The following is a 26,100-nucleotide window of genomic DNA, read 5'->3' as shown; positions in this document are numbered from 1 at the left end:
GATATTCAAATTATACCAAACAAGCATTCCAAATAGCATCTTCAGGTAAAGGTGCATTAATAGAAACTGCTTCTTTCTTAACTGGATGAATGAATTCTATATGTCTGGCATGTAAACTGATACTAGCGTCTTTGTTACTTCTATCGAAACCGTACTTTAAATCTCCTTTAATCGGGCAACCAATAGAAGATAATTGCACGCGAATTTGATGATGTCTCCCAGTTTCTAAATTAACTTCAAGTAAAAAATAGTTATCTAGTTTTTTTATGACTTTATAATGAAGAATTGCTTTTTTGCTACCTGAAGCCTCCTTTATATATGCTTTAGATTTGTTGTTTTTAGGATTCTTTTTCAGCCAATGAATAAGTGTGTCTTCATGCTTTGGCGGCTCGTTTTTTACAATAGCCCAATAGGTTTTTTTTATGTCTTTGGAGAGGAATAATTTATTTAATCTTGGAAGCGCTTTACTTGTTTTTGCGAAAATAACGAGACCAGTTGTTGGCCTATCTAAGCGATGTACAATGCCTAGGTAAACGTTCCCTGGTTTGTTGTATTTGTCTTTAATATATTCTTTTACAACATCGCTAAGCGGTTTATCTCCTGTTTTATCGCCTTGTACAATATCACCAGCGCGTTTGTTTACGATGATTATGTGGTTATCTTCAAAAAGTACCAGAAGGTTATTTTTATTTGAAAGGATTTTTTGTGACACGATTTATATTTTTTTTTATCGCGCAAAGGCGCTAAGACGCAAAGTTTTTTAGCGAATGAGTATAACTAGGTACTGTTACTGAAGACTAATACTGTTCACTTTCATTAGGGAAATCTTGAGACTTCACATCATCAACATATTGTGAAATTGCAGTAGTCATTTCATCATACATACTGAGATATCTTCTTAAGAATCTTGGATTAAATTCATGTGTCATACCAAGCATATCATGAAGAACTAAAACTTGACCATCTACATGCGGACCAGCTCCAATTCCTATAATAGGAATACTTACACTTTCTGCAACTTGTTTTGCTAATTCTGCTGGAATTTTTTCTAAAACTATAGCAAAACAACCTATGCGCTCTAGCATTTTGGCATCTTCTAATAATTGTTCTGCTTCTTGTTCTTCTTTAGCTCGAACAGTGTAGGTTCCAAATTTATATATAGATTGAGGTGTTAATCCTAAATGTCCCATTACAGGAATACCTGCATTTAAAATACGCTTAATAGATTCTTTTACTTCTTTACCTCCTTCTAGCTTTACAGAATGTCCACCACTTTCTTTCATGATTCTAATAGCAGAACGCAATGCTTCTTTTGGGTCACTTTGGTAACTTCCAAAAGGTAAATCTACTACCACCAAGCTACGATGTGCAGCACGTACTACTGAAGAAGCATGATAAATCATTTGATCCAGTGTAATAGGAAGTGTAGTTTCATGGCCAGCCATAACATTACTGGCAGAGTCGCCTACAAGAATAACATCTATCCCCGCCCCATCAACAATTTTTGCCATGGTATAATCATAGGCTGTAAGCATAGATATTTTTTCGCCATTAGCTTTCATATCTACTAATGTTTTTACGGTAATGCGCTTGTATTCTTTTTTGGCTACAGACATATTTGTTTTGTTTAGTTTGCATGTAAAAATACTAAATTAAGGAGTATACTAAATGAATTTTAAAAATGATTAGTACCAAATTTGAATTATCTTTTCTTTAAATAATATAGAAAATATAAGCATAGCCTTAGTTAGGTTTTATTTTATATTGAAATATAAAGGAAATAGAAACGAATTTGACTGATTATTTTGAGGTTTATTTAGTATTTCCTGTTAAACTTTTCTTTAAGTGAGGTCTTGATTGTTGGTTATCAGTTATTTTAGTTGAAAATTTAATGATTATGGCACGTATAATATTTTATTTAGCACTTTTAATTTCTACAACACTGTTTGGGCAAATTGATGAAGAAGCTCAAGTGAAAGCTACTGTTGATACCTTTTTTGAAGGTTTTCATAAAGGTGATACAGCTTTAATGAAATCAGTTATGGTTGATAAAATTTTGATGCAAACTGCCTACAGAAATAAAGAGGGTAAAGATATTTTAGTTACCGACGATCCTAATAAACTTATAAATGCTATTGCAGATAGACCTGATGATCAAAAATGGGATGAACGTTTACTCGATTATAGTATTCAAGTGGATGGTAATATGGCTAATGCTTGGACGCCTTATGAGTTTTGGTTTAATGATACGTTTAGCCATTGTGGTGTGAATTCTTTCCAGATGTTTAAAGATGGCAATCAGTGGAAAATTATTTATTTAATTGATACAAGAAGACGTTCTACTTGTAATCAATAACTCTTGCGTTTTTTTTCTTGTTTATTTTTAATGACTGACTTTTGCTGGTAAACCTGCACAAGGGATTGAACGGCATGTTTGATCCCGATAGTAATCGGGAGAGTAGTGAAATATTTTTATTCACGAATTCAATAATTTAAAATAGAAACCAATGAGTATAGCCCGACCCTTGTGGTTGCGCCCCAAAAATGACAAAATAATATATTGAAAACTGAAACTGAGACTGAGACTGAGACTGAGAACTAAAGAAATTATGACACTATGTCATAATTTTTTGGTTGGCATAATGATTGACTTATACATCCTGAAATTAAAAATGAACATTCAAAATTAAAATATATTATGAGTAAAATTATTGGAATCGATTTAGGAACAACCAACTCTTGCGTTTCTGTGATGGAAGGTAATGAGCCTGTTGTAATCCCGAACGCGGAAGGTAAACGTACTACGCCATCTGTGATTGCATTTGTTGAAGGAGGAGAGATTAAGGTTGGTGATCCGGCGAAAAGACAAGCGGTAACAAACCCAACAAAAACAGTTTATTCTATTAAACGTTTTATGGGTAATAAATATTCTGAGTCTAAGAAAGAAGCAGAACGTGTACCATATAAAGTGGTAAAGGGTGATAATGATACACCTAGAGTTGATATTGATGGTAGATTATATACACCACAAGAATTATCAGCTATGATTCTTCAAAAAATGAAGAAAACAGCTGAAGATTATTTAGGAACTGATGTAAGTAGAGCGGTAATTACAGTGCCTGCTTATTTTAATGATTCTCAGCGTCAAGCTACTAAAGAAGCAGGAGAAATTGCTGGTTTAAAAGTTGAGCGTATTATTAATGAGCCTACTGCTGCTGCTTTAGCATACGGTATGGACAAAAAAGGTACGGACCAGAAGATTGTGGTTTTTGACTTTGGTGGAGGAACACATGATGTATCTATCCTTGAATTAGGTGATGGTGTATTTGAAGTACTTTCTACGGATGGTGATACACACTTAGGTGGTGATGATGTTGATGAAAAAATTATTAACTGGTTAGCTGATGAGTTTCAAGCTGATGAGAATATGGATTTACGTAAAGATCCTATGTCTTTACAACGTTTAAAGGAAGCTGCTGAAAAAGCGAAGATTGAGTTATCGTCTTCTGCACAAACAGAGATTAACTTGCCTTATATTACTGCTACTGCAAGTGGACCAAAACACTTAGTGCGCACATTAACACGTTCTAAATTCGAACAATTAATTGACGATTTAGTAAAACGCACGATTGAGCCATGTGAGTCTGCATTAAAAGCTGCTGGTTTAAGTAAAAGTGATATTGATGAAGTAATTTTAGTAGGTGGTTCTACACGTATTCCTGCAGTACAAGCAGCGGTTGAGAAATTCTTCGGAAAAGCACCAAGTAAAGGTGTAAATCCTGATGAAGTTGTTTCTTTAGGTGCTGGTATCCAAGGTGGTGTATTAACTGGAGATGTTAAAGATGTATTACTTTTAGATGTAACACCTTTATCTCTTGGTATTGAAACTATGGGTAATGTGTTTACGAAGCTTATTGATGCGAATACTACGATTCCTACTAAGAAATCTCAAGTATTCTCAACAGCAGCAGATAATCAGCCTTCTGTAGAAATTCACGTATTACAAGGTGAACGCGCTATGGCAGCAGATAACAAAACAATTGGACGTTTCCATTTAAGCGATATTCCACCAGCTAGACGTGGAACACCACAAATTGAAGTAACGTTTGATATTGATGCCAATGGTATTATTAAAGTATCGGCTGAAGATAAAGCAACTGGTAAAAAACAAGATATTAGAATTGAAGCATCTTCTGGTTTAAGTGAGGAGGAAATCGAGAAAATGAAAGCGGATGCTGAAGCAAATGCTGAAGCGGATAAAGCTGCAGCTGAAAATGCTCAGAAATTAAATGAAGCGGATTCTATGATTTTCCAAACGGAAAAGCAATTAGAAGAGTTTGGTGATAAATTATCAGAAGATAAAAAACAACCAATAGTTGATGCTTTAGAAGAACTTAAGAAAGCTTATGAAACTAAAGATTTAGAGGTTATTACACCTGCTTTAGATAAAATAAACGAAGCTTGGAAAGTGGCTTCTGAGGAAATGTACAAAGCACAAGCAGAAGCTCAAGGTGGTGCACAACCAGGACCAGATGCTGGTGCAGGTGAGCAAGCTCAAGCTGAAGGGAATGATGTTGAGGATGTTGACTTTGAGGAAGTGAAGTAAAAAAAGCTAGAGTCGGAAGACTTAAGCTTGAAGTTATAAAAAAACGCAACCAATTTTGGTTGCGTTTTTTTGTTTTAAACCTTTACTTTTACATTAAATAAAAATGATACTCTTTTCTTCAAAAATAAAATCAAATTACAAACCAAAGCGCTTAGCCGTAAAACTAAATGCTAAAGGCGAACAGTTTGTAGTTCAAGGGCATCCTTGGGTGTTTTCAAATAATATTACTAAAATTAATGATGATGCCAAATCTGGAGATTTAGCTATTGTTTTTAGTAAAAATAAAAATCGAGTTATTGGCTTGGGATTATACGATGCTAATTCGCCAATTCGAATCAAAATGCTTCACAGTAGTCATGAAAAGGCAGAAATTAATAGCACATTTTTTCAAAATAAAATCAGTGATGCTTTTACCAAAAGACAGCCATTATTAAAAACTAATACCAATAGTTATCGCTTACTTTTTGGTGAAAGCGATTATTTCCCCGGGCTAATCGCTGATGTTTATGCGACAGTTTTAGTTGTGAAAATATATTCTGAAATATGGCTGCCTTATTTGGAAGCTATTATTCCTAGCTTACAAGAAACATCAGGAGCTGAAACTATTGTTATTCGATTAAGTAGAGGTTTGGAAAAATCAAAATTGCATAAACTTGAAAATGGAGAAGTGGTTTACGGAACTCTACAAAATGAAGTTGTTGAGTTTGTAGAGCATGGGGTGAACTTTTCGGCAAACGTTATTAAAGGTCATAAAACTGGCTATTTCCTAGATCATCGTGCAAATAGAAAGCAAGTAGGCGAGTGGAGCAAGGGAAAAACGGTGTTAGATGTGTTTAGTTATGCTGGTGGATTTTCAGTTCATGCATTAGCAAATGGGGCGAAAGAAGTAACTAGCTTGGATATTAGTAAGCAAGCCTTAGAAATAGCTATTCAAAATGGAAAACTGAACAATTATTCTGGAAAGCATAAAATAATTGCAGGTGACGCTTTTGTAGAGTTAAAGAATCTTATTAAAAATAGAGTGACGTTTGATGTTGTAGTAATTGACCCTCCAAGTTTTGCAAAACAAGCTTCAGAAATTGACTTAGCTAAAAAGAAATATGCTCAATTAGCTGAATTAGGTGAAAAGTTAACCGCTAAAAATGGATTGTTAGTTTTAGCATCTTGTTCTTCTAGAGTTTTAACTCAATCTTTTTTTGATATAAATAGCAAAGTTTTATCTTCAAATAACAGACCCTTTAAAGTCATTTTGAAAACAGGACATGATACAGATCACCCTATTGGTTTTCAAGAGGGGGCTTATTTAAAATGTGGATATTACCGATTTGTAGATTAGATAATATTTAATTTACTATGCATGCATAATATTTATTATATTTGTTGAAATCAATTTAAGTATGGAAACGAAACTCACAAAACTGCTCAATATAAAGTATCCAATTATTCAAGCTCCAATGTTTCTGGTGTCAAATATTGCCATGGTTAAAGAGGCTATGCATGGAGGAATTGCAGGTTGTATTCCAGCTTTAAATTATAGAACTTTAGATGAGCTTAGAGTCGCTTTACGAGAATTAAAAGCAGCAAAGCCTGAAGGAGGATCGTTTGGATTCAATTTAATTGTAAATAAATCCAATGTAAAATATAAGGGACAATTAGAAGTGATTTGTGAAGAAGGTTGCGATTTTATTATTACTTCATTAGGAAGTCCAGAGGAAACTATAAATCAGGCTCATAAAGTTGGTATAAAAGTATTTTGTGATGTAGTTGATTTAAAGTTTGCCAAAAAAGTTGAAGATTTGGGAGCCGATGCTATTATAGCTGTTAATAATCAAGCTGGTGGTCATAGAGGAGATAAGTCCCCTGAAGAATTAATAAGAGAATTGAGTACAAATTGTAGCATTCCTGTTATTTCTGCTGGAGGCGTTGGTTGTAAAGCAGATATTGATAAAATGTTAAGCTACGGTGCTGAAGGTGTTTCAGTTGGCAGCCCATTTATTGCTTCTGAAGAAGCAAATGTAACTGAAGAATACAAACAAGCCTGTGTGGATTATGGTGCTGATGATATTATAATGACAGAACGTATTTCTGGAACGCCTTGTACAGTAATTAACACACCATATGTTCAAAAAATAGGAACAAAACAAACCTGGTTAGAATCTGTGTTGAATAAGAACAAAAAACTAAAAAAGTGGGTGAAAATGATTCGTTTTTCAATAGGAATGAATGCCACTAAAAACGCTGCTACTAAAGCCACTTATAAAACGGTTTGGGTTGCAGGACCAAGTATTGAGCATACTAATAAAATTCTACCAACTAAGGATATTGTAAAAAAACTAGTTAGTTAACTATGGCTATATTTTTAAGTTTCTCATTATTCTTCTTACCAACAAATAAATGAAGAGTTGTACTTGCAGTTAAACCACCAAGTGATGTTGCTACCATTTCTCCATTATCAAATCGTCCACCATCTATGATGTATCCATCATAAATTTCCTTAGAAAGACCAACTAAAGTTGAAGCTGCAAAGCTATACCAGAAGGCCTTTTTTTTGTTTTTTGTTTTGGAATAAACAATTGTATAAGTTCCTCCAGATATTAAGAAACCTGCGCCAAAGTGTAATTTATCATCTTCAGATATATATTGTGCACTACATAAACTGGTGGATAATAAGGCTATTAATAGAGTAAATGTCTTCATCTTAAAGTTAGTATAATGTATAATTTTAAATAATATTTTTCATTTCTGCTATATATACTTGATGAAAAACCTTTTTACTTGGTTAAAGATGAATAATTAATTTTTTAGATTTTAAAATCATTAAATTTGATTAACATTTTTACGCTACGATATGAAAATTAAAAATGAAGCTCAACTTCGAGAATTATATGGTTACCCAAGTGGGAGAGCTAAAAATAAGGTTTTAAAGTCTTTAGAGAAGCATGCTGTGAATTTTATTGAAAACTCGCCTTTTTTGGTTATATCTACCTCAAGTACAGATGGGAAAATGGACGCTTCTCCTCGTGGAGGTAATTCGGGGTTTGTAAAAGTAATTGATGAACAAACAATTGTTATACCAGATGCAAAAGGAAATAATAGAGTTGATAGTATTTCTAATATTGTTGAAACTGGTAGAGTTGGTATATTATTTTTGATTCCTGGTGTTGATGAAACTTTGCGTATAAATGGTAGTGCATATTTATCAACCGATGACACCTATTTGAAGCTATTTACTGAAGAACTTAATCCTCCAAAAGCTTGTGTTATTATTTCAGTTGAAGAAACTTTTCTGCATTGTGCAAAAGCATTTATGCGCTCAAAATTGTGGGATGCTTCTTCACAAATTGATAGAGATTCATTTCCAACTATGGGGCAGATGTTAAAAGACCAATTAAGATCTGAAGATGAACCAGAAACTAGAGAGGCTATGGTAAAACGCTATAAAAAGGATTTGTAAGTTTAACTGTTTCATCTTTTCTTTCCTTGAAAATATAAAAAAACGAATAACCCTATTACGACTATACCTGCAAATAGTAATAGAACTTTTATAATAGACTTAACGCCTTCAAAAAAATCACTATTGTTAACTGTAGATGTATTAGAATTAGAGTAGTTTTTGGGAATAAAAAGGTAATATCCAGTAGTTTGATCTACTTTTTTTACATCCTTAAGATATTGTTTGTATTCTTCTGTATTGATATGATCTTTTTGAGTTTCTAAATAATAGTATAAATCGATAATATGTTTTTTTCTGTCATACTTCACGTTCCATTCATAATAGAAACTAGGCGAGTTGACAAATATTTTTTCATTTTCAATACCCCATTGTGTTGGTAAATTAATTTTAATTTTATGTTCTCTGATTATGGGATATACAATTGCTAACTCAGAATTTCTTTTTTCTTTGGTTGGAATATATAGAGAATTTAAAAGACTTGTAGCAGTAAAAGTGGTTGCTATATGGTTTTCTTTTTCAATCATAGGTTGCCAAATACTATCGATTTGGTATTCTTCAAAAACTTTGAACTTGTTACTTAATTTTTCATCTTTAAAACGTGGAGGCTTAGAAGAAGTTACATCAAAATAATAGTTTGAATAGAAATTCTCATATTCTTTTTTAATGGCGTTTATGCTGTTGTTTTTAAAGTAATTCCGCATATTATCTGCTTCAGATTCATAGTATGTTGTAACTACCTTAAGTTTTGCGCCTTTGCCTATAGTATCTATAATATATTCATCAATGGTTTCAACTTTATTTTCTGAATATGGTTTAATGTCATCAAAGTTTGAATTTCCTTTTTTTAAAACTAAACCAAATCTATAGTCAGGAAAATGCGTGCTATCGTAATCACCACCTTGGTTAGTTATTGTAGGATCATAATAATATTCGTTATTGCCATCAATAACTTTTACTACACAATGATCAAAAAATTTTGGAGAAGGGAGAATTTCTTTTATAGTTTGCTTTAAAGTTGTATTTACGAGCATCGGATAAGCTTCAATTCTCATTTCATTCAGCATTTTTATCATTAAAAGACTTTTGTCTTTACAATCTCCAAAACGTCTTTCAAATACTGTGTTTGGAGAAAAAGGTTTGTAACTACCAATACCAAACTCAAGCCCTAAGTATCTAACATCATTTTGTACAAAATCTAGAGTAGCTTTTATTTTGTCTCCTTGAGTCTTGTTAGTTTTATTTATTTCATTAATTTTTGTCTGTAATTTAGTGTTAATCTTTGTGCTTATATCATATAAATTCAAGCCCCAATCAACAACTTCTTCCCAAGAATTATACTCGCTTAAAAAAACTGTATTATAAATTAATTTCCAAGAAGGTGTGTTTTGCTCATAATCGAGTTTTTTAATATTAGATACGCTCCAATTGTATTTGTAAAGGCTATTAACTTTTGTTATTTGGGGTGCATCATTTGTATTAAATAGTTTATAATGCAATTTGTTTTTTGATAAAACAGAAACATTTATTTTTCCAACTGGGTCCGTATCATTTAAATAAAACGAACCCGAAAATTTTTTATTAAGTGGATTAAAGCCGTAAATAGAATATGCATAGTCAATAATATCTCCAGTTCTTACATCTGATATATTCATAACTGCTGATAATGAACCATCGTATAAATAAATCTCAGCATTGAGTTCCCGACGCATTACTTGAAAGTTGGAGACATCTAGTTTATCTATAACTTTTCCATCACGAATAATATTAATACTATGAAATTTTAAATTTTGGTAAGTAGGGTCATAAGAAACATTAATAGTAGATGCATTTTGTATACCTGTATTATTGGTGATCTTTAAAGCTAATCGAGTGTAAGCCACTTTTTTTGAAGCGTTAACTTGACTATCATATAACAAAATATAAGAACCTTGTGAAACGTCATCTTTATTAATTTCAGTATCAGCGTATTCTATATAATCAACCCAATTAGGTATATTTTCTTTTAAAACTTGTGAAAAAATAGTTGATGCAGGTAAGATAAATAATAGTAACGCAATGCATAGTTGTTTCATAAAGGCGAGTTTCAAATAAAATACAAAGTTAATTTTTTAGAAATAACTTGCGTTTTATTTTGTAGTAAATATCACCATAGAATTGTATTATTAATTTTAAAATACCTGTAAACTTAAAATCAATATCTTTGCAACAGTTATAAAGGTTTAGCATCATGCTAACTAAAAAGGAATTGTGTTAAAATCACAAGCTGTCGCGCAACTGTAAGTAATGTAAATTACAAGCCAGATACTTCCTTTATAATTCAGACAAATAGTGCTTTCGCGATTTAGAGCCAAGTCAAGATATTCTTATACTACTATTAATTTTTTAATAGTATGTCTTGCTTCTTTATTTCACTGCACATAAAAAAAGAAGCTATGAATAAATCAAAACCATTACGAGGCCCTTTACTATGCTGGGATATTTACGGGATGCATTTAGCAGAACAATCTATAAATTTTAATAAGCAAATTGAAATTGACTTTTTGAAGGCTTATAAGAATAAATTTGGTTGGGTATTGAATATTGAGAAGTTAATAACTGAAAATGATTTTGAGGCTTTGGTTCTTACAGATTTTAATCAGGAAATTAAATGGGTGAGTAAAGGTTTTACTAAAATGACGGGTTATCCAGCAAATTTTGCAAAAGGCAAAAAGCCTAATTTTTTACAAGGAAAAGACTCTTCCGAAGAAGCAGTAAAATCTATTAGAGTTAGTTTAAAAGCAGATAAACCCTTTAAAGAGGAAATCATCAATTATAAGAAAAATGGTGATGCTTATAAATGCGAAATAAAAATATACCCGCTAAAAGATGAAAGCAATAAAACAACTCATCTTTTAGCTTTAGAAAAACAAATTACTTAACCACAGTAAACTTTATTTATTAAAACCTGAGATTTTTTAATTTTTATGTAACTTATAAACGGTATATAACGTCATACATTAATAATATAAATCAATCAAAAATCATCTTATGAAAACAATTTTAAAATTTTTAGGTTCTAAAAAAAGCATTTTTATGCTTTCAATGCTATTAGTATTCAACTTTAGTTTTTCACAATCAAAAGTAGAAAAAATTGATCAACTTATTAGTAAATACCAAGAGTATGGTAAGTTTAACGGTTCTGCATTAGTTGCAGATAATGGAAAAGTGATTTATAAAAAAGGTTTTGGTATGGCGAATATGGAATGGGATATTCCTAATACTTCTGATACCAAACATCGATTAGGATCTATTACAAAACAATTCACGGCGATGTTAATTTTACAATTAGCTGAAGAAGGAAAGATAGACTTACAAGCTCCAATATCAAAATACCTTACTGAGTATCCTAAAAAAACAGGAAATAAAATTACAACACATCATTTACTAACGCATACTTCTGGAATACCAAATTACACCTCATTTCCTAGATTTATGCAAGATGAAACTCGAAACCCGTATACACCAAATGAATTTGTTAAAAAATTCCAAGACAAAGATTTAGATTTTGAGCCAGGAGAAAAGTTTAGCTATAGTAATTCTGGATATTTTTTATTAGGTGTTCTTGTTGAAAAATTAAGTGGTAATACTTACGAAGAGATGCTTCATGAAAATATATTTAAGCCTTTAAGCATGAATAATACTGGTTATGACCACCATGGTGAGATTTTAAAAAAACGTGCTACTGGATATGAAAAAAATGGAAGTGGTTATGAAAATTCAAGATATTTAGACATGTCAATTCCTTATGCTGCAGGATCTATGTATTCAACAGTTGAAGATTTATATTTATGGGATCAAGCTTTATATACCAATAAGCTATTATCTCAAAAGTATATGGATATGTATTTTGAACCCTATATTTCTGCTTGGGGAAACAGTCATTATGCCTATGGATGGGGTGTTGGTTATAACAAAATAGGAAAGTCAAAAGATAGTATTTATACTATTGGTCATGGAGGTGGTATCAATGGATTTAATACTAATATCTCTAGAGCACCATCTAATAAATCGTTAGTTGTACTTTTTAGTAATACAGGAGGAGCACCACTAAATTCAATGACTAGAGCTATTTATGGTATATTAAATGGTAAAGACTATAACATGCCAAAAAAATCTGTTGCAGATGAATTTTATTCTGTTATAGAAGAAAAAGGTATTGAAGCTGGAATAGCATCTTATAATAAAATAAAAGATTTAAAAAAGTATGATTTAAATGAAAGCAATATGAATGCTATGGGCTATAAACTTATGCGTTCTGATAAAGTCGAAGAAGCATCCAAAGTATTTAAATTGATTATTGAAGCCTTCCCAAATTCATCAAATGCTTATGATAGTTATGGCGAAGCATTAATGAATTTAGGTAAAAAAGATTTAGCAATAAAAAACTATAGAAAATCTGTAGAATTAAACCCTAACAATCAAAATGGAATTGACTTTTTAAAGAAGCTTGGGGATGATGTTAGTGATTTCGAAAAGGAGGTAAAAGTAGATGATGCTATTTTAGAAACTTACGTTGGAAAATATGAGCTTATGCCAGGGTTTGTACTAACGGTTACAAAAGAAGGAAACCAATTAAAAACCCAAGCTACAGGACAACCAGTATTTGATATTTTTCCTAAAAATGACAATGAGTTTTATTTAAAAGTAGTCCAAGCACAATTAAAGTTTAATAAAAATGATGCGGGTATTGTAGAAAGTGTAACACTTTTTCAAGGCGGGCGTGAGATTACTGGTAAACGTATAGTGGAGTAAATCATCTATTAGTGCTAAATTATAATAAGCGCCTTCCAATTTTCGGAAGGTGTTTTTTGTTAAATTTAAGAAATTAATATGTTTTGGAATGCATTATAAAATGACAGCATTTTGTACTTTTACAAGCACTACTTTTAAAATACAGTTTTCCTATGCAACTACCTAAAAAAGCTCTCATAGAACGCTTTGAAGTAATGACCAAAAATACCCTTATCGAGACTTTAGAGATTGAAATGGTTGATTTTGGAGATGATTTTTTAATATTAAAAATGCCTGTTACACCTAAAGTTCATCAACCAGACGGTGTGCTTCATGGAGGTGCTACAGTTGCTTTAGCTGAAACAACTGGAAGTTTTGCTGCTGAATTATTATTAGATACTAAGCAGTTTTTTGTGCGTGGTATAGAGATTAGTGCTAACCATGTAAAGAGTATAAGAGAAGGGTTTGTTTATGCCAAAGCCGTTTTTATTCATAAAGGGCGCACAACTCAATTATTTGAAATTCGTGTAACTGATGAAAATGAAAATTTAATTTCATTATGTAAGTTAACAACCATTTCTTTACCTAAAAAATAAGCATGACTTCATCTGATTTTTTTAAGTGTATTGAAGCACATTTTAAAAATAAACTCCCATTTGTTACTTACAGAAAGCCTAATGAAAACTTATTGAAAGCAAGACTTCAAAGTACCAAAGATTTGCATTTTACTAAGAACTTTGTTGAAAAAGGGTTTGTGTTTTCTCCTTTTGATGATATAGAGCAAACCATTTTAATTCCAAATGAGGTTTCAGAAGTTTTTTCTGCTTCATATGAACCGTTAAGTGTTATAGAAGATGTTCAAAGCAATGAGAATATATCTAATGAAGGCGCAAGAGATTTTCATATAAATTTGGTTAAACAAGGCGTTGAAGCTATTAATAGCTCAGGCTTAAAAAAAGTGGTATTGTCTAGACAAGAAAAGGTAGATGTTTCAAATTCTAACCCAATTCCTATTTTTAAAAACCTTTTAAACAGTTATAAATCTGCATTTGTTTATTGCTGGTATCATCCAAAAGTTGGATTATGGCTTGGGGCAACTCCTGAAACTTTAATTAAAATTGAGGGTAATCGATTTTCTATTATGGCTTTAGCAGGTACTCAAGATTACAAAGGCAACTTAGATGTAGTTTGGCAAAACAAAGAAAAACAAGAACAACAATTTGTTACCGATTTTATAGTTGATAATTTAAAACCATCAGTAGAAAACTTTAAAGTTTCGGAGGTTGAAACCGTAAAGGCTGGTAATTTGGTTCATTTAAAAACTATGATTTCTGCCCAGTTAAAAACGGATACACCTTTAAAAGAAGTTATAAAAGCATTGCATCCAACACCAGCAGTTTGTGGGTTGCCAAAATTATTAGCAAAACAATTCATATTAAAAAATGAAAATTATAATAGAGAATTTTATACTGGATTTTTAGGCGAATTAAATTTAGAAACTACTATTGCTCCACGTTCTAGTAAACGTAATATTGAAAATAGAGCTTATAGTGTAACTAGAAATAGTACCCAGTTATATGTTAATTTAAGATGTATGCAACTTAAAAACCAGCAAGCAATTATTTATGTTGGTGGCGGAATTACTGAAAGCTCTGATGCAGAAATGGAGTGGGAGGAAACGGTATCAAAATCGTTAGTTATTAATTCTGTGTTATAAGTATTTTTTATTGGGTGATTTTGTATTTTTGTATAACAAAATTGCTAAATGACTTACCCGAAAATCCCGCTTGCTCAAACTGTTATCCAACTCTGTAAAGCCAAAGGTATAAAGCATATTGTAATTTCTCCTGGTAGTAGAAATGCACCATTAACTATTGGTTTTACTCACGATTCATTTTTTAAATGTTATAGTATTGTTGATGAGCGTTGTGCTGCTTTTTTTGCTCTAGGCATTGCGCAACAAATCCAAGAACCAACAGCAGTAGTTTGTACCTCTGGTAGTGCGTTGTTAAATTATTATCCTGCGGTAGCTGAAGCTTTTTACAGTGATATTCCTTTAGTGGTTTTATCAGCAGATAGACCAAAACACTTGGTTGGAATTGGGGATGGGCAAACTATTAATCAAAAAAAAGTTTTTGATAATCATATTTTGTATTCGGCTAATTTGAAGTTGGATTTAAAAGATGAAAAAAACATTTCTAGAGAAGAAGAACTACCCATTTTTAAAAATTTAGAGGATAAGTTTGAACGTTTATTAGGTTTGCAAAAAGATATCCAAACGCACAATGAAGAAGGCCTGAATAATGCAATTAATTTAGCTTGTTTAAAAAAAGGACCTGTACATATAAATATTCCTTTTGATGAACCACTCTATGAAATAGTAGATACATTGAGTGTTTCTCCTAGGGTAGTTGATGCTAAAATAAAGCCTCAGGAAATTGAAGATTATGTTTTGAAATCTTGTTTGGAAGATTGGAATGCGGCTTCAAAAAAAATGATATTAGTTGGTGTTAATGGACCCAACACCATTGAACAAAAGTGGTTAGATGAATTGGCTAAAGATGATAGTGTTATTGTATTTACTGAAACAACATCTAATTTACATCACCCAAGTTTTTTTCCTAGTATAGATAAATTAATAGCACCTCTTACTGAAGATGAAAGGCAACAATTGCAGCCAGATATACTTTTAACTTTTGGTGGCTTAGTTGTATCAAAAAAAATAAAACAATTTCTTAGAAAATATAAACCAAGACACCATTGGCATATTGATAGCAAAACAGCTAATGATACGTTTTTCTGTTTAGATAATCATATTCAAAAATCGCCTAATGCTTTTTTTGAAACCTTTTTGCCTAGAGTTACACATTATGTAAAGAGTGATTATAAACCAATCTGGACTTCAGTAAAAAAGCATAGAACAAAAAGGCATAAAGCTTATGTTGAGCAAATTCCATTTTCTGATTTTAAAGTTTTTAGTAGTGCTTTAAAATCTATACCAGAGGATTATATTTTGCAATCGGGTAACAGTTCTGCCATTCGTTACACACAGTTATTTAAAATTAATAAGAATATTGATGTGTTTTGTAATAGAGGAACTAGTGGGATAGATGGAAGCACTTCTACAGCTATTGGTTGTGCTGTGGCCAATAGTAAGCCAACAGTTTTTATTACTGGTGATTTGAGTTTTTTGTACGATAGTAATGCGCTTTGGAATAAGCATATACCAAAAAACTTCAGAATTATTATTGTAAACAACCAAGGGGGTGGTATTTTTAGAATTTTACCAGGACATAAAAACACTGATAATTTTGATACTTATTTTGAGACCAATCACGATTTAACTGCAGAACATTTGTGTAAAATGTATGGTTTTAAATATGAATCTGCCTCAGACGAAGATAGTTTGAAGTCTTCTTTAGCATCTTTTTATTTAGAAGACAATCAACCAAAATTACTAGAAGTGTTTACTCCTAAGGAAGTCAATGATGAAGTGCTTTTAAACTACTTTGAGTTTATTAAATAGCCATGTGACTTTTTGATTTTTGTTGTGTCTAAAATTTAGTATCTTTAGAACGGTTATCTATTAAATTATTAATTAACACATAAAACGAAATCATTATGAGTAAAAGAGATGAGCTTATTGCAAAATATGCTGCAGATTTAAAAGACAAATGCGGAGTAAACGCAGACATGGATTTATTAACAAAAGTAACTATTGGTTGTGGGCCAGCAATTTACAATGCTGATGCATCAACGGTTTCAGGATCAGACGAATCTGAATTGGCTACAGTTAAGAACAATTTCTTAATCAAGAAATTAGGATTAAAAGATGGTGCAGATTTAGATAAAGGTATTCAAGCTGTTATGGATAAATACGGACAATCTAACCGTAATAAATATAGAGCAGTAGTTTATTATTTGCTTACTAAACATTTTGGAAAAGAGTCTGTTTACTAGAACTCAATTTATATAAATTAAAAAGCGTTACAATATGTAACGCTTTTTTTATTTCTTGATTTAATAATTAATAGTTATTAATTTAATAAATCATCTGTAATTATTAATGTATAGTTATATCTATTTGTTACAGGTTCGTCAAACGTCCACAAATCATCATTAATGGGTTCTTGTTTATATGCTAAAATAAAATTATCATTTTCTGTTTTGTATAAATTGATAACATTAAAAGCAAAAGTTTCAGATGGGTTTATTGAATTTGTTTCCTGATTTAAATCACTGGCAAGAAGAAAACTTGTTCCGTTTTCAATTGTAGTTTGAAAACCTCCTTCTTGAAGTAAAATTAAATCTATGCTTGAATCATTTTGTATAATAAATTCTGTCTCAAAACCAGAGTTTAAATGATCTTCTTCACAAGTTGTAGCTACTATTAGAGGTAGTAATAATAAAAGAAATATTTTTTTCATTGTAGTGTTTTTTTAGAGTAGAAATATTTATTCAACATTATACTCTATCAAATCAGAGCATTCTGTAGTATTCATTTTTCTATAATAATAAACAGCTCTATCATTGTTTTCTATCTCAATAGAATAAGTGTTATCACAATATATAGTTATATATCTTCTTTGGGTTAGTTGTTCGTTTTTGATACCACTATTTTGAATGTAATCAAAATAAAAGCGACCATCATCTAAAAGCCCCCAAGTACCATTTGCAACTTCAACATTGGCATACCTATCTACAAAAGTATTATCAGCCTTAAATTCTAAAATTATTTCTGAATCTTCCCTTGTGTTTTGAAACCATTGATCTTTTGTGGTCCATTCTGTTCCTGTCCACTCATCTATTATAGATTCTAAATTTTCATCACGATACATTTCCCAAGTTCCTAAAACTTTTGTTTCCGCAAGGTTTAGTTCAGCGTCGTTTAATTCGTCTTTTTCACAACTTGTAAATGAAAGCGCTAATACAAGTAATACAATTAATTTTTTCATGGTTATTGTTTTTTAATATATAACAATTCAATTTTTAAAAATCCTGAAAATTAATATGATAAAAAGTTCTGAAGTGTTTTAAGTAATTAGCAATGAGTAGGTTGTGTTTTTTTTATTTAAACTTTTTGCAAGTACACACATTGTTTATGTTTAGTAATGATTTTTGTGGAATAGTGCGCAAGGGATTGAACGGCATGTTTGAGCTCCCCGACATAGGAGGGAGCGAGTAGTGAAAGCCCGACCCTTGGGTTGCGCCATAACAATAAAATGTTACCTTTGCCGCATGATAAAATTAGGTGAAATAAATACGCTAGAAATACTTAGAGAAACCGACCATGGGGTTTATTTAATTGATGCTGATGATAATGAAGTTTTGTTACCTAATAGATATGTTCCTGAGTCTTTTAAAATTTGGGAAAAGCTTGATGTTTTTGTGTATTTAGATAATGAGGAGCGTCCAGTTGCTACTACTGATATGCCTTATATTAAGCGTGGTGAGTTTGCTTTATTACGATGTAATCAAGTAACTGATTATGGTGCTTTTTTAGATTGGGGTTTGGTGAAAGAATTGTTTTGCCCGTTTAGTGAGCAGGCTTTTAAAATGAAACCTGGAGGTTGGTATTTGGTGCATTGCTATTTGGATGAAAAAACAAATAGATTGGTAGCATCTAGTAAAACCAATAGATTTTTAGACAATAGAGAACTTACTGTTAATGCATTTGATGAGGTAGATTTGATTGTATCTCATCCATCTGATATTGGGATGAATGTTATTGTGAACAAGCAACATATTGGATTAATTTATAAAGACAGTATTTTTAGAGATTTAAGTGTTGGAGATAAGTTGAAAGGTATTGTTAAAAAAATACGACCTGGTAATAAACTTGATATTGCTTTGGGGCAGATAGGTTATAGAAATATTGAGCCTAATGCAGACCGAATAATGCAAGAATTACAGGATAACAGTGGGTACCTAAATTTAACAGATAAATCAAGTCCTGAGGCTATTAAAGAGCACTTGCAAATGAGTAAAAAAAACTTCAAAAAAGCAGTTGGTACACTTTATAAAAAGCGCTTAATAGAAATAAAACCTGATGGTATTTATTTAGTTTAAGCTAAATAAACCACTGTTTTTTACTTTAGTGTATACCTTGTTTATAGCATCGTAGATATTATCATAATCTACTTTTTCTGATGTGCAAAAATCATTTTCCATTTCTGCATTCATTTTTCCAGCAAGATCGTGACCAACTACACCATACGCATATAGGTTTTTAGCTTTTTGCTTATATAATTGGGTGTCTATTAAATTAACTGAATAAGAATTAACTCTGTTGGCAACAACACCATAAGGTTGTGTATTTCCAAAATAAGATACCAATTCATCTATAATTAATGGTGCGTTATTTGTATCAAAATGTACGCCTTCATTGAGTTCTACAACTGCTATATGATTGAAGAAAAAAATATTACCTAAAGGGTTTTGTACAAACTTTAAAATTTGATTAGAAAAATCAGATTCTATTATTTTCATTTTTTTTGCAAATCTTTGCCTCGGTTGCTCTAGGGGGACAAATTATTGTTAATTTTCTGGTTACCAGAGTTTTGACACTTTATTGACTAGTAAGTCACAAATTTTAATTTAGAAATATAAATTTGCGCTTGCAAATATACTATGCTAGCATAATATATAAAAGTTAAAAAACTATTAATCAGATTATTATGAAATATTTGGTTTAGTTGAAAAAAAACTAAAAAAACATTGTATTTACTATTCTAGAAATACGAAATAATTAAGTTTGTGGTTGTTTTATTGCTTAATATTTATTGATAAAATATATATTTAAATAATTTTTGTTGAATTATAAGTAAGAAGACGTCGTTTTTAGAAATAAAATTAGTAGTAAATAGCATTTCAAATTCACTATTTTTGCCGAATGATTAATCAAGACACTATTGTAGCTTTAGCAACACCATCTGGTGCAGGGGCTATTGCTATTATCCGATTATCTGGAAAAGAAGCAATATCAATTGCAGATTCTTGTTTTCAATCAGTAATTTCTGGAAAATCACTTAGCTTCCAAAAAACACATACGATTCATTTAGGACATATTGTTGATGGTGTAAAAACAATTGATGAAGTTTTAGTCTCTGTTTTTAAAAACCCAAATTCTTATACTGGGGAAGATGTTGTTGAGATATCATGTCATGGTTCCAATTATATTCAGCAAGAAATTATACAGTTATTTTTACGTCAAGGTTGTAGAATGGCTACAGCTGGCGAGTTTACATTACGTGCTTTTTTAAATGGTAAGTTAGATTTGTCTCAGGCAGAAGCAGTTGCAGATTTAATTTCAAGTGATAATGAAGCTTCACACCAAATAGCTATGCAACAAATGCGTGGGGGATTTTCTTCTGAAATAGCTAAGCTTCGTGAAGAACTTTTAAATTTTGCTTCTTTAATTGAATTGGAACTTGATTTTGCCGAAGAGGATGTTGAATTTGCAGATAGAACGCAGTTTAAAGATTTAGTAGAGCGTATTCGATTTGTTTTAAAACGGTTGATTGATTCTTTTGCTGTTGGAAATGTGATAAAAAATGGAATTCCTGTGGCTATTGTTGGCGAACCAAATGTTGGTAAGTCTACACTTTTAAATGCCTTATTAAATGAAGAGCGTGCTATAGTTTCAGACATTGCAGGAACTACTCGAGATACTATTGAAGATGAAATTTCAATAGGAGGAATAGGTTTTAGGTTTATTGATACTGCTGGAATTCGTGATACTAAGGATGTTGTTGAAGGTATTGGAATTAAAAGAACGTTTGAAAAAATAGATCAAGCTCAGGTAGTAGTTTATTTGTTTGATGCTGAGGATTTTAAAAATAACAGCGCTACTTTTAAAGTTGAAATAGAAAAAATAAAAAACAAATACCCATTAAAACCACTGTTAGTTATTGCTAATAAAATTGATAAACTTTCAGATGAGGATAAATCAAAATTAGATGCATCCTTAAGTACTTTTGAAAGATCTCATTTCATTTTATTATCTGCTAAACATAAAATAGGTGTAGATAAACTTCAAGACAAACTACTAAGTTTTGTTAATACTGGTGCGCTTAGAAATAACGACACTATTGTAACTAATTCTCGCCATTACGATTCCCTTTTAAAAGCTTTTGAAGAGATTGATAAAGTTAAATCTGGATTAGAAACGGGTTTATCAGGAGATTTATTAGCTATAGATATTCGTCAAGCACTTTATCATTTTGGGGAAATTACAGGTGAGATTACTAACGATGATTTATTAGGAAATATTTTTGCTAATTTCTGTATTGGTAAATAAATATGTAATAAAAAGAATACGATTATTGTTTTGTATTTAAAATAAATCGATAAAACGCTTGTTTTTAACGATTAATTACATAAATTTGTTTTTTAAACCCTTAAATCTACAACATGAAAGTGAAGATTATTTTATTCAGTTTTAGCCTTTTATTCTTTACTGGCATTGGTTTTGCTCAAAAAAAGAAAGGACCAAAAAGCTTTATTAGTGAGAAAGTTGGAATAAGCAAGTACCATAATAAAAACGAGCTTGAGCTTATGCAAAAAGGTCAGTTAATTACTTTATACTCTGAAAGAATTCAAGTTTTAGTTAGAACACTACCTTACATTGCTTTTGCAACAAAGCCCGGTATAACTATGGCTACATTAGGTATACCTACAAATAATGATAATAAAAAAGCATTAGATGGTCAATTTGAATCTACAGATGATTATTTGGAAAAAGCTGGTGAATTTCATAAAGAATATTTGCCTTATTCTGATACTGGTAATTTGATAGCAGGTATTTTATTTTATGAAGAAATAATGAAATCACTTCATCAATATAATGATTTTAGATAAGTTGTATATTTAATAAATAATATAACTTTTATATAATGTCCGTTTTAGAATATTCTAAAACGGACATTATTTTTTATACAAATCTTAATTTTATTTAAACTTAAATTACACTTAATCGATAAAATATGTAGTATTTTTCTTTTTAATATTTGTATTTTAACGAAATAATTGGTATTTCATGGATTTTTATTTATTTTTGGTTATTCTTAATAGTAGAAAACCTAGGAAGATTTTATTTAAATAATTAACTATGAAAAACTTTACCCAAATCATTTTCATATTTCTTTTCATAATAGCAAATAGTTTTGCCCAACAAGAAAAGGGAATAGTAGGAGAGACAAACTGGCTTAATAATTGGACGGAGTTTAAACCTAACCAACAGGATTATGGCGAGCCTTCTAAAATATTAGCCGGAAATATAACCGAAAACACCACACTATACAAAAGAGAGGTATATCTATTATTAGGTAGTGTTTTTGTTACTGATAGTATAACACTTACCATAGAACCTGGAACAGTTATACTTGGAGATTTTAAGACTAAAGGGTCTTTAACAATTTCTAAAGATGCTAGTATTATTGCTAATGGTACAGAAACAGATCCTATTATTTTTTCTTCTAATCGCACAGTAAAAAGGCCAGGTGATTGGGGAGGCTTAGTAATATTAGGAAATGCTCCAATTAATAAGTTTGGTTTTGGATCAGCAGCCATGTTTTATCCAAACCTTAAAGCATCTGATTATGTTCATGCAAATTATGGAGGAAATGATCCAAATAGGAGTTCTGGTGTAATTAAGCACACTAGAATTGAATTTGCTGGTAAAAGAATTTCTGAAAACAGATATTTTAGTGGACTGCTTCTAGCAAGTGTTGGTAATGAAACTGAGCTATCTAATATCATGGTAAGTCATTCTGCTGGAAATGCATTTGAAGTCTGGGGAGGTAATACAACACTTAATAAGTTAGTATCTTATAGTACACATGGTAATGATTTTAAATTTAATTACGGAACTAGAGCAGTTTTATCAAATTCATTAGCTGTGAGATCACCTTATGCTTCAAACGGAGGAGGGTCAAAATGTTTAGAGGTTAAATCTTATGATAGAAAAGAAGAATTTGATTTCACTAAAAGTGGTACGTTAGTTAAAGTTCAAAATATAACATTTATAAATAATAGTGAAAATTTAGAATCAGATATAAAGATGAATCTGGTACAAGAAGCTGTTTTTATTGGTAAAAATGCTTCTTTAGATATGAATAAAAGTGTAATCTCTGGGTTTAATCCTGCTGTAGTTTTGGACGAAAATATTATAATAAATCAAGAGAATTTAGAAAAGATAAATTTTAATGCAATGTTATTCAATAACTGCAATGGAAATATTTTTGTTGAGTATAATTCAAATAATGAAGATTTAGAAAATTGGTATGGAAATAGTGTTTTCTTTAATGTTTACTCTAAAAGTGACAATTACGAAACTTTTATAGATACAAAGAATGCTAGAAGACCAGATTTTAGGTTGCGTATTAATAAAATAATAGCATCAAATGAAGTTGATCCTGATTTAAGAAGTATGGATTAATAAATTCAAAATGATTTCAAACCCTAAACCTTTGCACTTATCCTTATACTATTTTAATCTTAGAATTTATAATTCCTATAATATATAAATAGTGTTTAGTACTAGTTTTAGAGGTTTTATTTAATAATAAAACTATATGAGAAACTTTACTCTATTTTACATTGTTGTTTTTTTCGTTTTATCTTTAAACGAAACTACTCATGCTCAAATAGTAATAAGTAAACCTAGTTTTAAAGCTATTATAACTCAAGCTTGTGCTAGTTCTTCATTTAATAATTTTGATGTAACCTTTGCGTTTTCTCCAGAGTCAAATTTAGAATCTTCAAATCAATTCATTGTTGAACTTTCTGATGAAAATGGAAGTTTTTCTAATCCAACAATAATTTACACTTCTAATCCAGGAGCTGTTACAACTTCACCAGTAGAATTTAGTTTTTCATTGCCAACCACCACAGCTGGTGAGGCTTATAGAATGCGAGCTAAAAGTACAGCACCAGCTTCTATTAGCGGAAGTTCTAACGCTTTTCCGGCATATTATAAAATTCATGACACAGATTTTTCAATTAACAATTTAATTGAAACAGCTGTGTATTGTTCTGGTGGTAGTTATTTATTAGCTATTGATGATATTAATAAATTTTCTGGTAATTCACCATTACAATATCCTTCTTTAACTTATAAATGGTATAAAGAAACAAGTCAGACAACATCCGTTTTTGTATCAGAAGGAAATACTTTATCTGTAAATCAGCCAGGGACTTATTTTGTTGAAACAAATTATGGTTCTTGTACATCAGATTCAGTTTCAAACCGGGTAACTGTGAGTGAAGCTTCTTCAGGATCTACAAGTAGTATCAATTCTAGTTTAGGTAACCCGTATTGCTCCACAGATGGTCCAACAGTTTTAAGTGCTATAAATGCTAATGGATACCAATGGTTTAAGGATGGTGAAGTTATTTCTGGTGCAACAAATCAAATGTATGAAACTAATGAATCTGGAGAGTACGCCGTAAATATTGATTTAGGTGATTGTATGACCAGTGCTACAATAAACATTGATAATACAGGATTTACAAGTAGTATTGATGTTGATGATGTTAATAATATTGATGAGAATGAGACTTTAATTGCTACACTTACAACCTCAGCAAATAACCCAGAATTTAAATGGTATTTAAATGATACTATGATAAATGGTGCAACAAATAATAGTTATGAGGTATCTGAAACAGGAAATTATAAAGTTGTAGTTACACAAACTACAGGTTGTAATGCCTCAACAGAATTTGCTTTTATAGTTAGAGAAGCTTTCCCAAATGTTGAAAAAATTCCAAATTTAATTAGCCCTAATGGTGATGGCGTAAATGATACATGGGTAATTCCACAAAACTATGTTAGTGGAACTAATACTGAAGTACTTTTAATAAGTTCACAAGGTAAAATTGCACTAAGAACTAAAAACTATCAAAATAATTGGCCTGAAAACCAAATAGCTTTTGGATCCATAAACCCAGTTTACTATTACATTATAACAACTTCTGATGGTAAAACTAAAAAAGGTTCGATAACTGTCGTCAGGTAAGATGAAAAAGTATCTTTTACATATCGTTTTATTTTTCTGTATTACACAACAGCTCTATTCTCAAGAGGATGGAGTTGTGGCGTTTAATATGCCTGCTAGAAATTCTTTGAAATTTAACAGGCAGCTTATAAATCCAACTTTTAGTTTTGTTAGAGAACAAAATAAATATATCAGCTTTAATAATAAACGAGAATGGGTGCAATTTGATGATGCGCCACAAACTTATTTGTTTGGATATTCTGGAAGGTTTCAAGAAAATATTGGAGCAGGTGTTACCTTGTTTCAACAAAATTATGGTGTTTTAACTACCTTTGGAGGCGTTGTAAACTTTGCATATAATGCTGTTCTTGATAGAGATAGTAATTTAACTTTTGGTACTAACATTGGGTTTTATAAAAGTGGTATAAATGAAGGTAATGTTATTACTAATTTTCCAGATTCATCTCTAGATAATTTCCCTTCAAACTCAATAATTACAATTAATCCAGGGATTAATTATGGTACTGAGTTTTTTGATTTTGGTGTGTCTATAAATAATTTGGTGTCATATAATTTAACATCTTCTGAAATGATAGAAGATAATCCAGAGCAAGGTATAAAAGGGCATATTATGTATACGGGTTATTTAAATAGTAGAGGTTTTTTTGATGAGAGTAGGTTTACTGGATTAATAAGCTCAGAGTTTAAAAAAGACCAAACTGTAGTTTCAGGAATGGTTATGCTTATGGTTCCAAAAGGGATATGGGCACAAGCAGGATATAATAGTTTGTATGCGTTTTCTGCTGGTATTGGTTTAAATGTAACTGAACAAATTGCTATTGAATATAATTATGAAAAAGGCGTTGGTGGATTTTCCACTTTTGGTAATTCTCATGATTTCACTTTGGCTTTTAAATTCAATAATAAAAATAGATATGATTATAGTGGAGAAGATGATGAGGAGGCATTATTGATTTCGCCAAATAAAAAGAGAAGTTCAGTTTCAAAAAGAAGAAATACAAATAAAACATCTACTAGTAAGCAGAATAAACCTGTTGTTGCTAAAAGTGATACTACTGAGGAAAAAGCACAAGTTAATGCAGAAACAGCAAGAGAAAAAGCTACAGAAGCAACTAATGCAGCTCAAGAAGAGCAGGCTAGAATAGCAGAAGCAGCAAGAGTAAAAGCAGCAGAGGAAGCTAAAGCAAAACAATTAGAAGAAGCACAAGCTAAGGCAGCTCAAGAAGAGCAGGCTAGAATAGCAGAAGCAG

General features: G+C 31.0%; 24 protein-coding genes and 1 riboswitch. Of the genes, 17 read left to right on the top strand and 7 right to left on the bottom strand.

Going from position 1 to position 26,100, the window contains the following annotated elements:
• Window positions 1–10: 10 nt before the first annotated feature.
• Both DIS18_RS10005 and panB read right to left on the bottom strand, forming a co-directional pair.
• Window positions 11–712 (bottom strand): RluA family pseudouridine synthase, encoded by a 702-nt coding sequence (locus DIS18_RS10005; RefSeq protein ID WP_109352936.1) that lies wholly within the window; start codon window positions 710–712, stop codon window positions 11–13.
• 85 nt (window positions 713–797) lie between these two features.
• Window positions 798–1,616: a 3-methyl-2-oxobutanoate hydroxymethyltransferase gene (gene panB, locus DIS18_RS10000; RefSeq protein ID WP_109352935.1), complete on the bottom strand. Its 819-nt coding sequence runs from the start codon at window positions 1,614–1,616 to the stop codon at window positions 798–800.
• Window positions 1,617–1,897: 281 nt separating this feature from the next.
• Here panB and DIS18_RS09995 point away from each other — a divergent pair, with 281 nt between their 5' ends.
• From DIS18_RS09995 to DIS18_RS09980, 4 genes are all read left to right on the top strand, one after another.
• On the top strand, window positions 1,898–2,356 hold the full coding sequence (locus DIS18_RS09995) for a nuclear transport factor 2 family protein (RefSeq protein WP_109352934.1): 459 nt from the start codon (window positions 1,898–1,900) through the stop codon (window positions 2,354–2,356).
• Window positions 2,357–2,698: 342 nt separating this feature from the next.
• Window positions 2,699–4,606, top strand: a complete 1,908-nt coding sequence (gene dnaK / locus DIS18_RS09990) for a molecular chaperone DnaK (protein ID WP_109352933.1) — start codon at window positions 2,699–2,701, stop codon at window positions 4,604–4,606.
• A 103-nt stretch (window positions 4,607–4,709) separates the two neighbouring features.
• Window positions 4,710–5,942: a class I SAM-dependent rRNA methyltransferase gene (locus DIS18_RS09985; protein ID WP_342752163.1), complete on the top strand. Its 1,233-nt coding sequence runs from the start codon at window positions 4,710–4,712 to the stop codon at window positions 5,940–5,942.
• A gap of 61 nt (window positions 5,943–6,003) precedes the next feature.
• Window positions 6,004–6,951, top strand: a complete 948-nt coding sequence (locus DIS18_RS09980) for an NAD(P)H-dependent flavin oxidoreductase (RefSeq protein WP_109352932.1) — start codon at window positions 6,004–6,006, stop codon at window positions 6,949–6,951.
• Here DIS18_RS09980 and DIS18_RS09975 read toward each other — a convergent pair.
• On the bottom strand, window positions 6,944–7,303 hold the full coding sequence (locus DIS18_RS09975) for a hypothetical protein (RefSeq protein WP_109352931.1): 360 nt from the start codon (window positions 7,301–7,303) through the stop codon (window positions 6,944–6,946). The two genes, DIS18_RS09980 and DIS18_RS09975, sit on opposite strands and share 8 nt — an antisense overlap.
• A 151-nt stretch (window positions 7,304–7,454) precedes the next feature.
• On the opposite strand from DIS18_RS09975, the gene DIS18_RS09970 reads away from it, so the two are divergent.
• On the top strand, window positions 7,455–8,060 hold the full coding sequence (locus tag DIS18_RS09970) for a pyridoxamine 5'-phosphate oxidase family protein (protein WP_109352930.1): 606 nt from the start codon (window positions 7,455–7,457) through the stop codon (window positions 8,058–8,060).
• An 11-nt stretch (window positions 8,061–8,071) separates the two neighbouring features.
• Here DIS18_RS09970 and DIS18_RS09965 read toward each other — a convergent pair whose 3' ends face one another.
• Entirely contained in the window at window positions 8,072–10,132 is a 2,061-nt protein-coding gene (locus DIS18_RS09965; protein WP_109352929.1) for a DUF3857 domain-containing transglutaminase family protein, read from the bottom strand.
• A 125-nt stretch (window positions 10,133–10,257) separates the two neighbouring features.
• Window positions 10,258–10,387: riboswitch (cobalamin riboswitch) on the top strand.
• A gap of 105 nt (window positions 10,388–10,492) precedes the next feature.
• Between DIS18_RS09965 and DIS18_RS09960 the strand changes: the two genes are divergently transcribed.
• The 6 genes from DIS18_RS09960 (at window position 10,493) to DIS18_RS09935 (ending at window position 16,790) form a co-directional block, all read left to right on the top strand.
• Entirely contained in the window at window positions 10,493–10,978 is a 486-nt protein-coding gene (locus DIS18_RS09960; RefSeq protein WP_181364031.1) for a PAS domain-containing protein, read from the top strand.
• Between the two features lie 109 nt (window positions 10,979–11,087).
• Entirely contained in the window at window positions 11,088–12,851 is a 1,764-nt protein-coding gene (locus DIS18_RS09955) for a serine hydrolase (protein WP_109352927.1), read from the top strand.
• Between the two features lie 152 nt (window positions 12,852–13,003).
• Window positions 13,004–13,426, top strand: coding sequence for a PaaI family thioesterase (locus DIS18_RS09950; RefSeq protein WP_109352926.1), 423 nt, complete (start codon window positions 13,004–13,006; stop codon window positions 13,424–13,426).
• 2 nt (window positions 13,427–13,428) lie between these two features.
• Entirely contained in the window at window positions 13,429–14,547 is a 1,119-nt protein-coding gene (locus DIS18_RS09945; RefSeq protein WP_109352925.1) for a chorismate-binding protein, read from the top strand.
• A gap of 48 nt (window positions 14,548–14,595) precedes the next feature.
• On the top strand, window positions 14,596–16,356 hold the full coding sequence (menD, locus tag DIS18_RS09940; RefSeq protein ID WP_109352924.1) for a 2-succinyl-5-enolpyruvyl-6-hydroxy-3-cyclohexene-1-carboxylic-acid synthase: 1,761 nt from the start codon (window positions 14,596–14,598) through the stop codon (window positions 16,354–16,356).
• 95 nt (window positions 16,357–16,451) lie between these two features.
• Entirely contained in the window at window positions 16,452–16,790 is a 339-nt protein-coding gene (locus DIS18_RS09935) for a DUF2853 family protein (protein ID WP_109352923.1), read from the top strand.
• Between the two features lie 77 nt (window positions 16,791–16,867).
• On the opposite strand, the gene DIS18_RS09930 is transcribed toward DIS18_RS09935, so the two are convergent.
• Window positions 16,868–17,257 (bottom strand): hypothetical protein, encoded by a 390-nt coding sequence (locus tag DIS18_RS09930; protein ID WP_109352922.1) that lies wholly within the window; start codon window positions 17,255–17,257, stop codon window positions 16,868–16,870.
• Between the two features lie 27 nt (window positions 17,258–17,284).
• On the bottom strand, window positions 17,285–17,785 hold the full coding sequence (locus DIS18_RS09925) for a hypothetical protein (protein ID WP_109352921.1): 501 nt from the start codon (window positions 17,783–17,785) through the stop codon (window positions 17,285–17,287).
• Window positions 17,786–18,068: 283 nt separating this feature from the next.
• Between DIS18_RS09925 and DIS18_RS09920 the strand changes: the two genes are divergently transcribed.
• Window positions 18,069–18,899: a CvfB family protein gene (locus DIS18_RS09920; protein WP_109352920.1), complete on the top strand. Its 831-nt coding sequence runs from the start codon at window positions 18,069–18,071 to the stop codon at window positions 18,897–18,899.
• Here the strand turns inward: DIS18_RS09920 and DIS18_RS09915 are convergent.
• A complete protein-coding gene (locus DIS18_RS09915) occupies window positions 18,891–19,319 on the bottom strand; it encodes a hypothetical protein (RefSeq protein ID WP_109352919.1) in 429 nt (142 codons plus the stop codon). The genes DIS18_RS09920 and DIS18_RS09915 overlap by 9 nt on opposite strands.
• A gap of 403 nt (window positions 19,320–19,722) precedes the next feature.
• Here DIS18_RS09915 and mnmE point away from each other — a divergent pair, with 403 nt between their 5' ends.
• The 5 genes from mnmE to DIS18_RS15060 form a co-directional block, all read left to right on the top strand.
• Window positions 19,723–21,129 carry a tRNA uridine-5-carboxymethylaminomethyl(34) synthesis GTPase MnmE gene (gene mnmE, locus DIS18_RS09910; RefSeq protein ID WP_109352918.1) on the top strand — a complete coding sequence of 469 codons (1,407 nt, stop codon included), beginning with the start codon at window positions 19,723–19,725 and terminating at the stop codon, window positions 21,127–21,129.
• Between the two features lie 113 nt (window positions 21,130–21,242).
• On the top strand, window positions 21,243–21,689 hold the full coding sequence (locus tag DIS18_RS09905) for a hypothetical protein (RefSeq protein ID WP_109352917.1): 447 nt from the start codon (window positions 21,243–21,245) through the stop codon (window positions 21,687–21,689).
• A 250-nt stretch (window positions 21,690–21,939) separates the two neighbouring features.
• Window positions 21,940–23,268, top strand: coding sequence for a hypothetical protein (locus tag DIS18_RS09900; RefSeq protein ID WP_109352916.1), 1,329 nt, complete (start codon window positions 21,940–21,942; stop codon window positions 23,266–23,268).
• Between the two features lie 136 nt (window positions 23,269–23,404).
• Entirely contained in the window at window positions 23,405–24,850 is a 1,446-nt protein-coding gene (locus DIS18_RS09895) for a T9SS type B sorting domain-containing protein (RefSeq protein ID WP_109352915.1), read from the top strand.
• 1 nt (window position 24,851) lies between these two features.
• Window positions 24,852–26,100, top strand: a 1,249-nt coding sequence (locus DIS18_RS15060) for a PorP/SprF family type IX secretion system membrane protein (RefSeq protein ID WP_245925655.1), incomplete at its 3' end; no start/stop codon positions are given.

Source organism: Algibacter marinivivus (assembly GCF_003143755.1).
GTDB lineage: Bacteria > Bacteroidota > Bacteroidia > Flavobacteriales > Flavobacteriaceae > Algibacter_B > Algibacter_B marinivivus.
This window is presented reverse-complemented; position numbering and strand designations above follow the sequence as displayed.

Bases quoted from the DNA above. Each gene is read 5' to 3' on its own strand.
- menD (WP_109352924.1), top strand. From the start codon at position 14,596: ATGACTTACCCGAAAATCCCGCTTGCTCAAACTGTTATCCAACTCTGT.
- DIS18_RS09995 (WP_109352934.1), top strand. From the start codon at position 1,898: ATGGCACGTATAATATTTTATTTAGCACTTTTAATTTCTACAACACTG.
- DIS18_RS09985 (WP_342752163.1), top strand. From the start codon at position 4,710: ATGATACTCTTTTCTTCAAAAATAAAATCAAATTACAAACCAAAGCGC.
- DIS18_RS09970 (WP_109352930.1), top strand. From the start codon at position 7,455: ATGAAAATTAAAAATGAAGCTCAACTTCGAGAATTATATGGTTACCCA.
- DIS18_RS09935 (WP_109352923.1), top strand. From the start codon at position 16,452: ATGAGTAAAAGAGATGAGCTTATTGCAAAATATGCTGCAGATTTAAAA.
- DIS18_RS09895 (WP_109352915.1), top strand. From the start codon at position 23,405: ATGAGAAACTTTACTCTATTTTACATTGTTGTTTTTTTCGTTTTATCT.
- DIS18_RS09965 (WP_109352929.1), bottom strand. From the start codon at position 10,132: ATGAAACAACTATGCATTGCGTTACTATTATTTATCTTACCTGCATCA.
- DIS18_RS09915 (WP_109352919.1), bottom strand. From the start codon at position 19,319: ATGAAAATAATAGAATCTGATTTTTCTAATCAAATTTTAAAGTTTGTA.
- dnaK (WP_109352933.1), top strand. From the start codon at position 2,699: ATGAGTAAAATTATTGGAATCGATTTAGGAACAACCAACTCTTGCGTT.
- DIS18_RS09900 (WP_109352916.1), top strand. From the start codon at position 21,940: ATGAAAAACTTTACCCAAATCATTTTCATATTTCTTTTCATAATAGCA.
- DIS18_RS09950 (WP_109352926.1), top strand. From the start codon at position 13,004: ATGCAACTACCTAAAAAAGCTCTCATAGAACGCTTTGAAGTAATGACC.
- DIS18_RS09925 (WP_109352921.1), bottom strand. From the start codon at position 17,785: ATGAAAAAATTAATTGTATTACTTGTATTAGCGCTTTCATTTACAAGT.
- DIS18_RS09920 (WP_109352920.1), top strand. From the start codon at position 18,069: ATGATAAAATTAGGTGAAATAAATACGCTAGAAATACTTAGAGAAACC.
- DIS18_RS09975 (WP_109352931.1), bottom strand. From the start codon at position 7,303: ATGAAGACATTTACTCTATTAATAGCCTTATTATCCACCAGTTTATGT.
- DIS18_RS09945 (WP_109352925.1), top strand. From the start codon at position 13,429: ATGACTTCATCTGATTTTTTTAAGTGTATTGAAGCACATTTTAAAAAT.
- mnmE (WP_109352918.1), top strand. From the start codon at position 19,723: ATGATTAATCAAGACACTATTGTAGCTTTAGCAACACCATCTGGTGCA.
- DIS18_RS09905 (WP_109352917.1), top strand. From the start codon at position 21,243: ATGAAAGTGAAGATTATTTTATTCAGTTTTAGCCTTTTATTCTTTACT.
- panB (WP_109352935.1), bottom strand. From the start codon at position 1,616: ATGTCTGTAGCCAAAAAAGAATACAAGCGCATTACCGTAAAAACATTA.
- DIS18_RS09955 (WP_109352927.1), top strand. From the start codon at position 11,088: ATGAAAACAATTTTAAAATTTTTAGGTTCTAAAAAAAGCATTTTTATG.
- DIS18_RS09980 (WP_109352932.1), top strand. From the start codon at position 6,004: ATGGAAACGAAACTCACAAAACTGCTCAATATAAAGTATCCAATTATT.
- DIS18_RS09930 (WP_109352922.1), bottom strand. From the start codon at position 17,257: ATGAAAAAAATATTTCTTTTATTATTACTACCTCTAATAGTAGCTACA.
- DIS18_RS09960 (WP_181364031.1), top strand. From the start codon at position 10,493: ATGAATAAATCAAAACCATTACGAGGCCCTTTACTATGCTGGGATATT.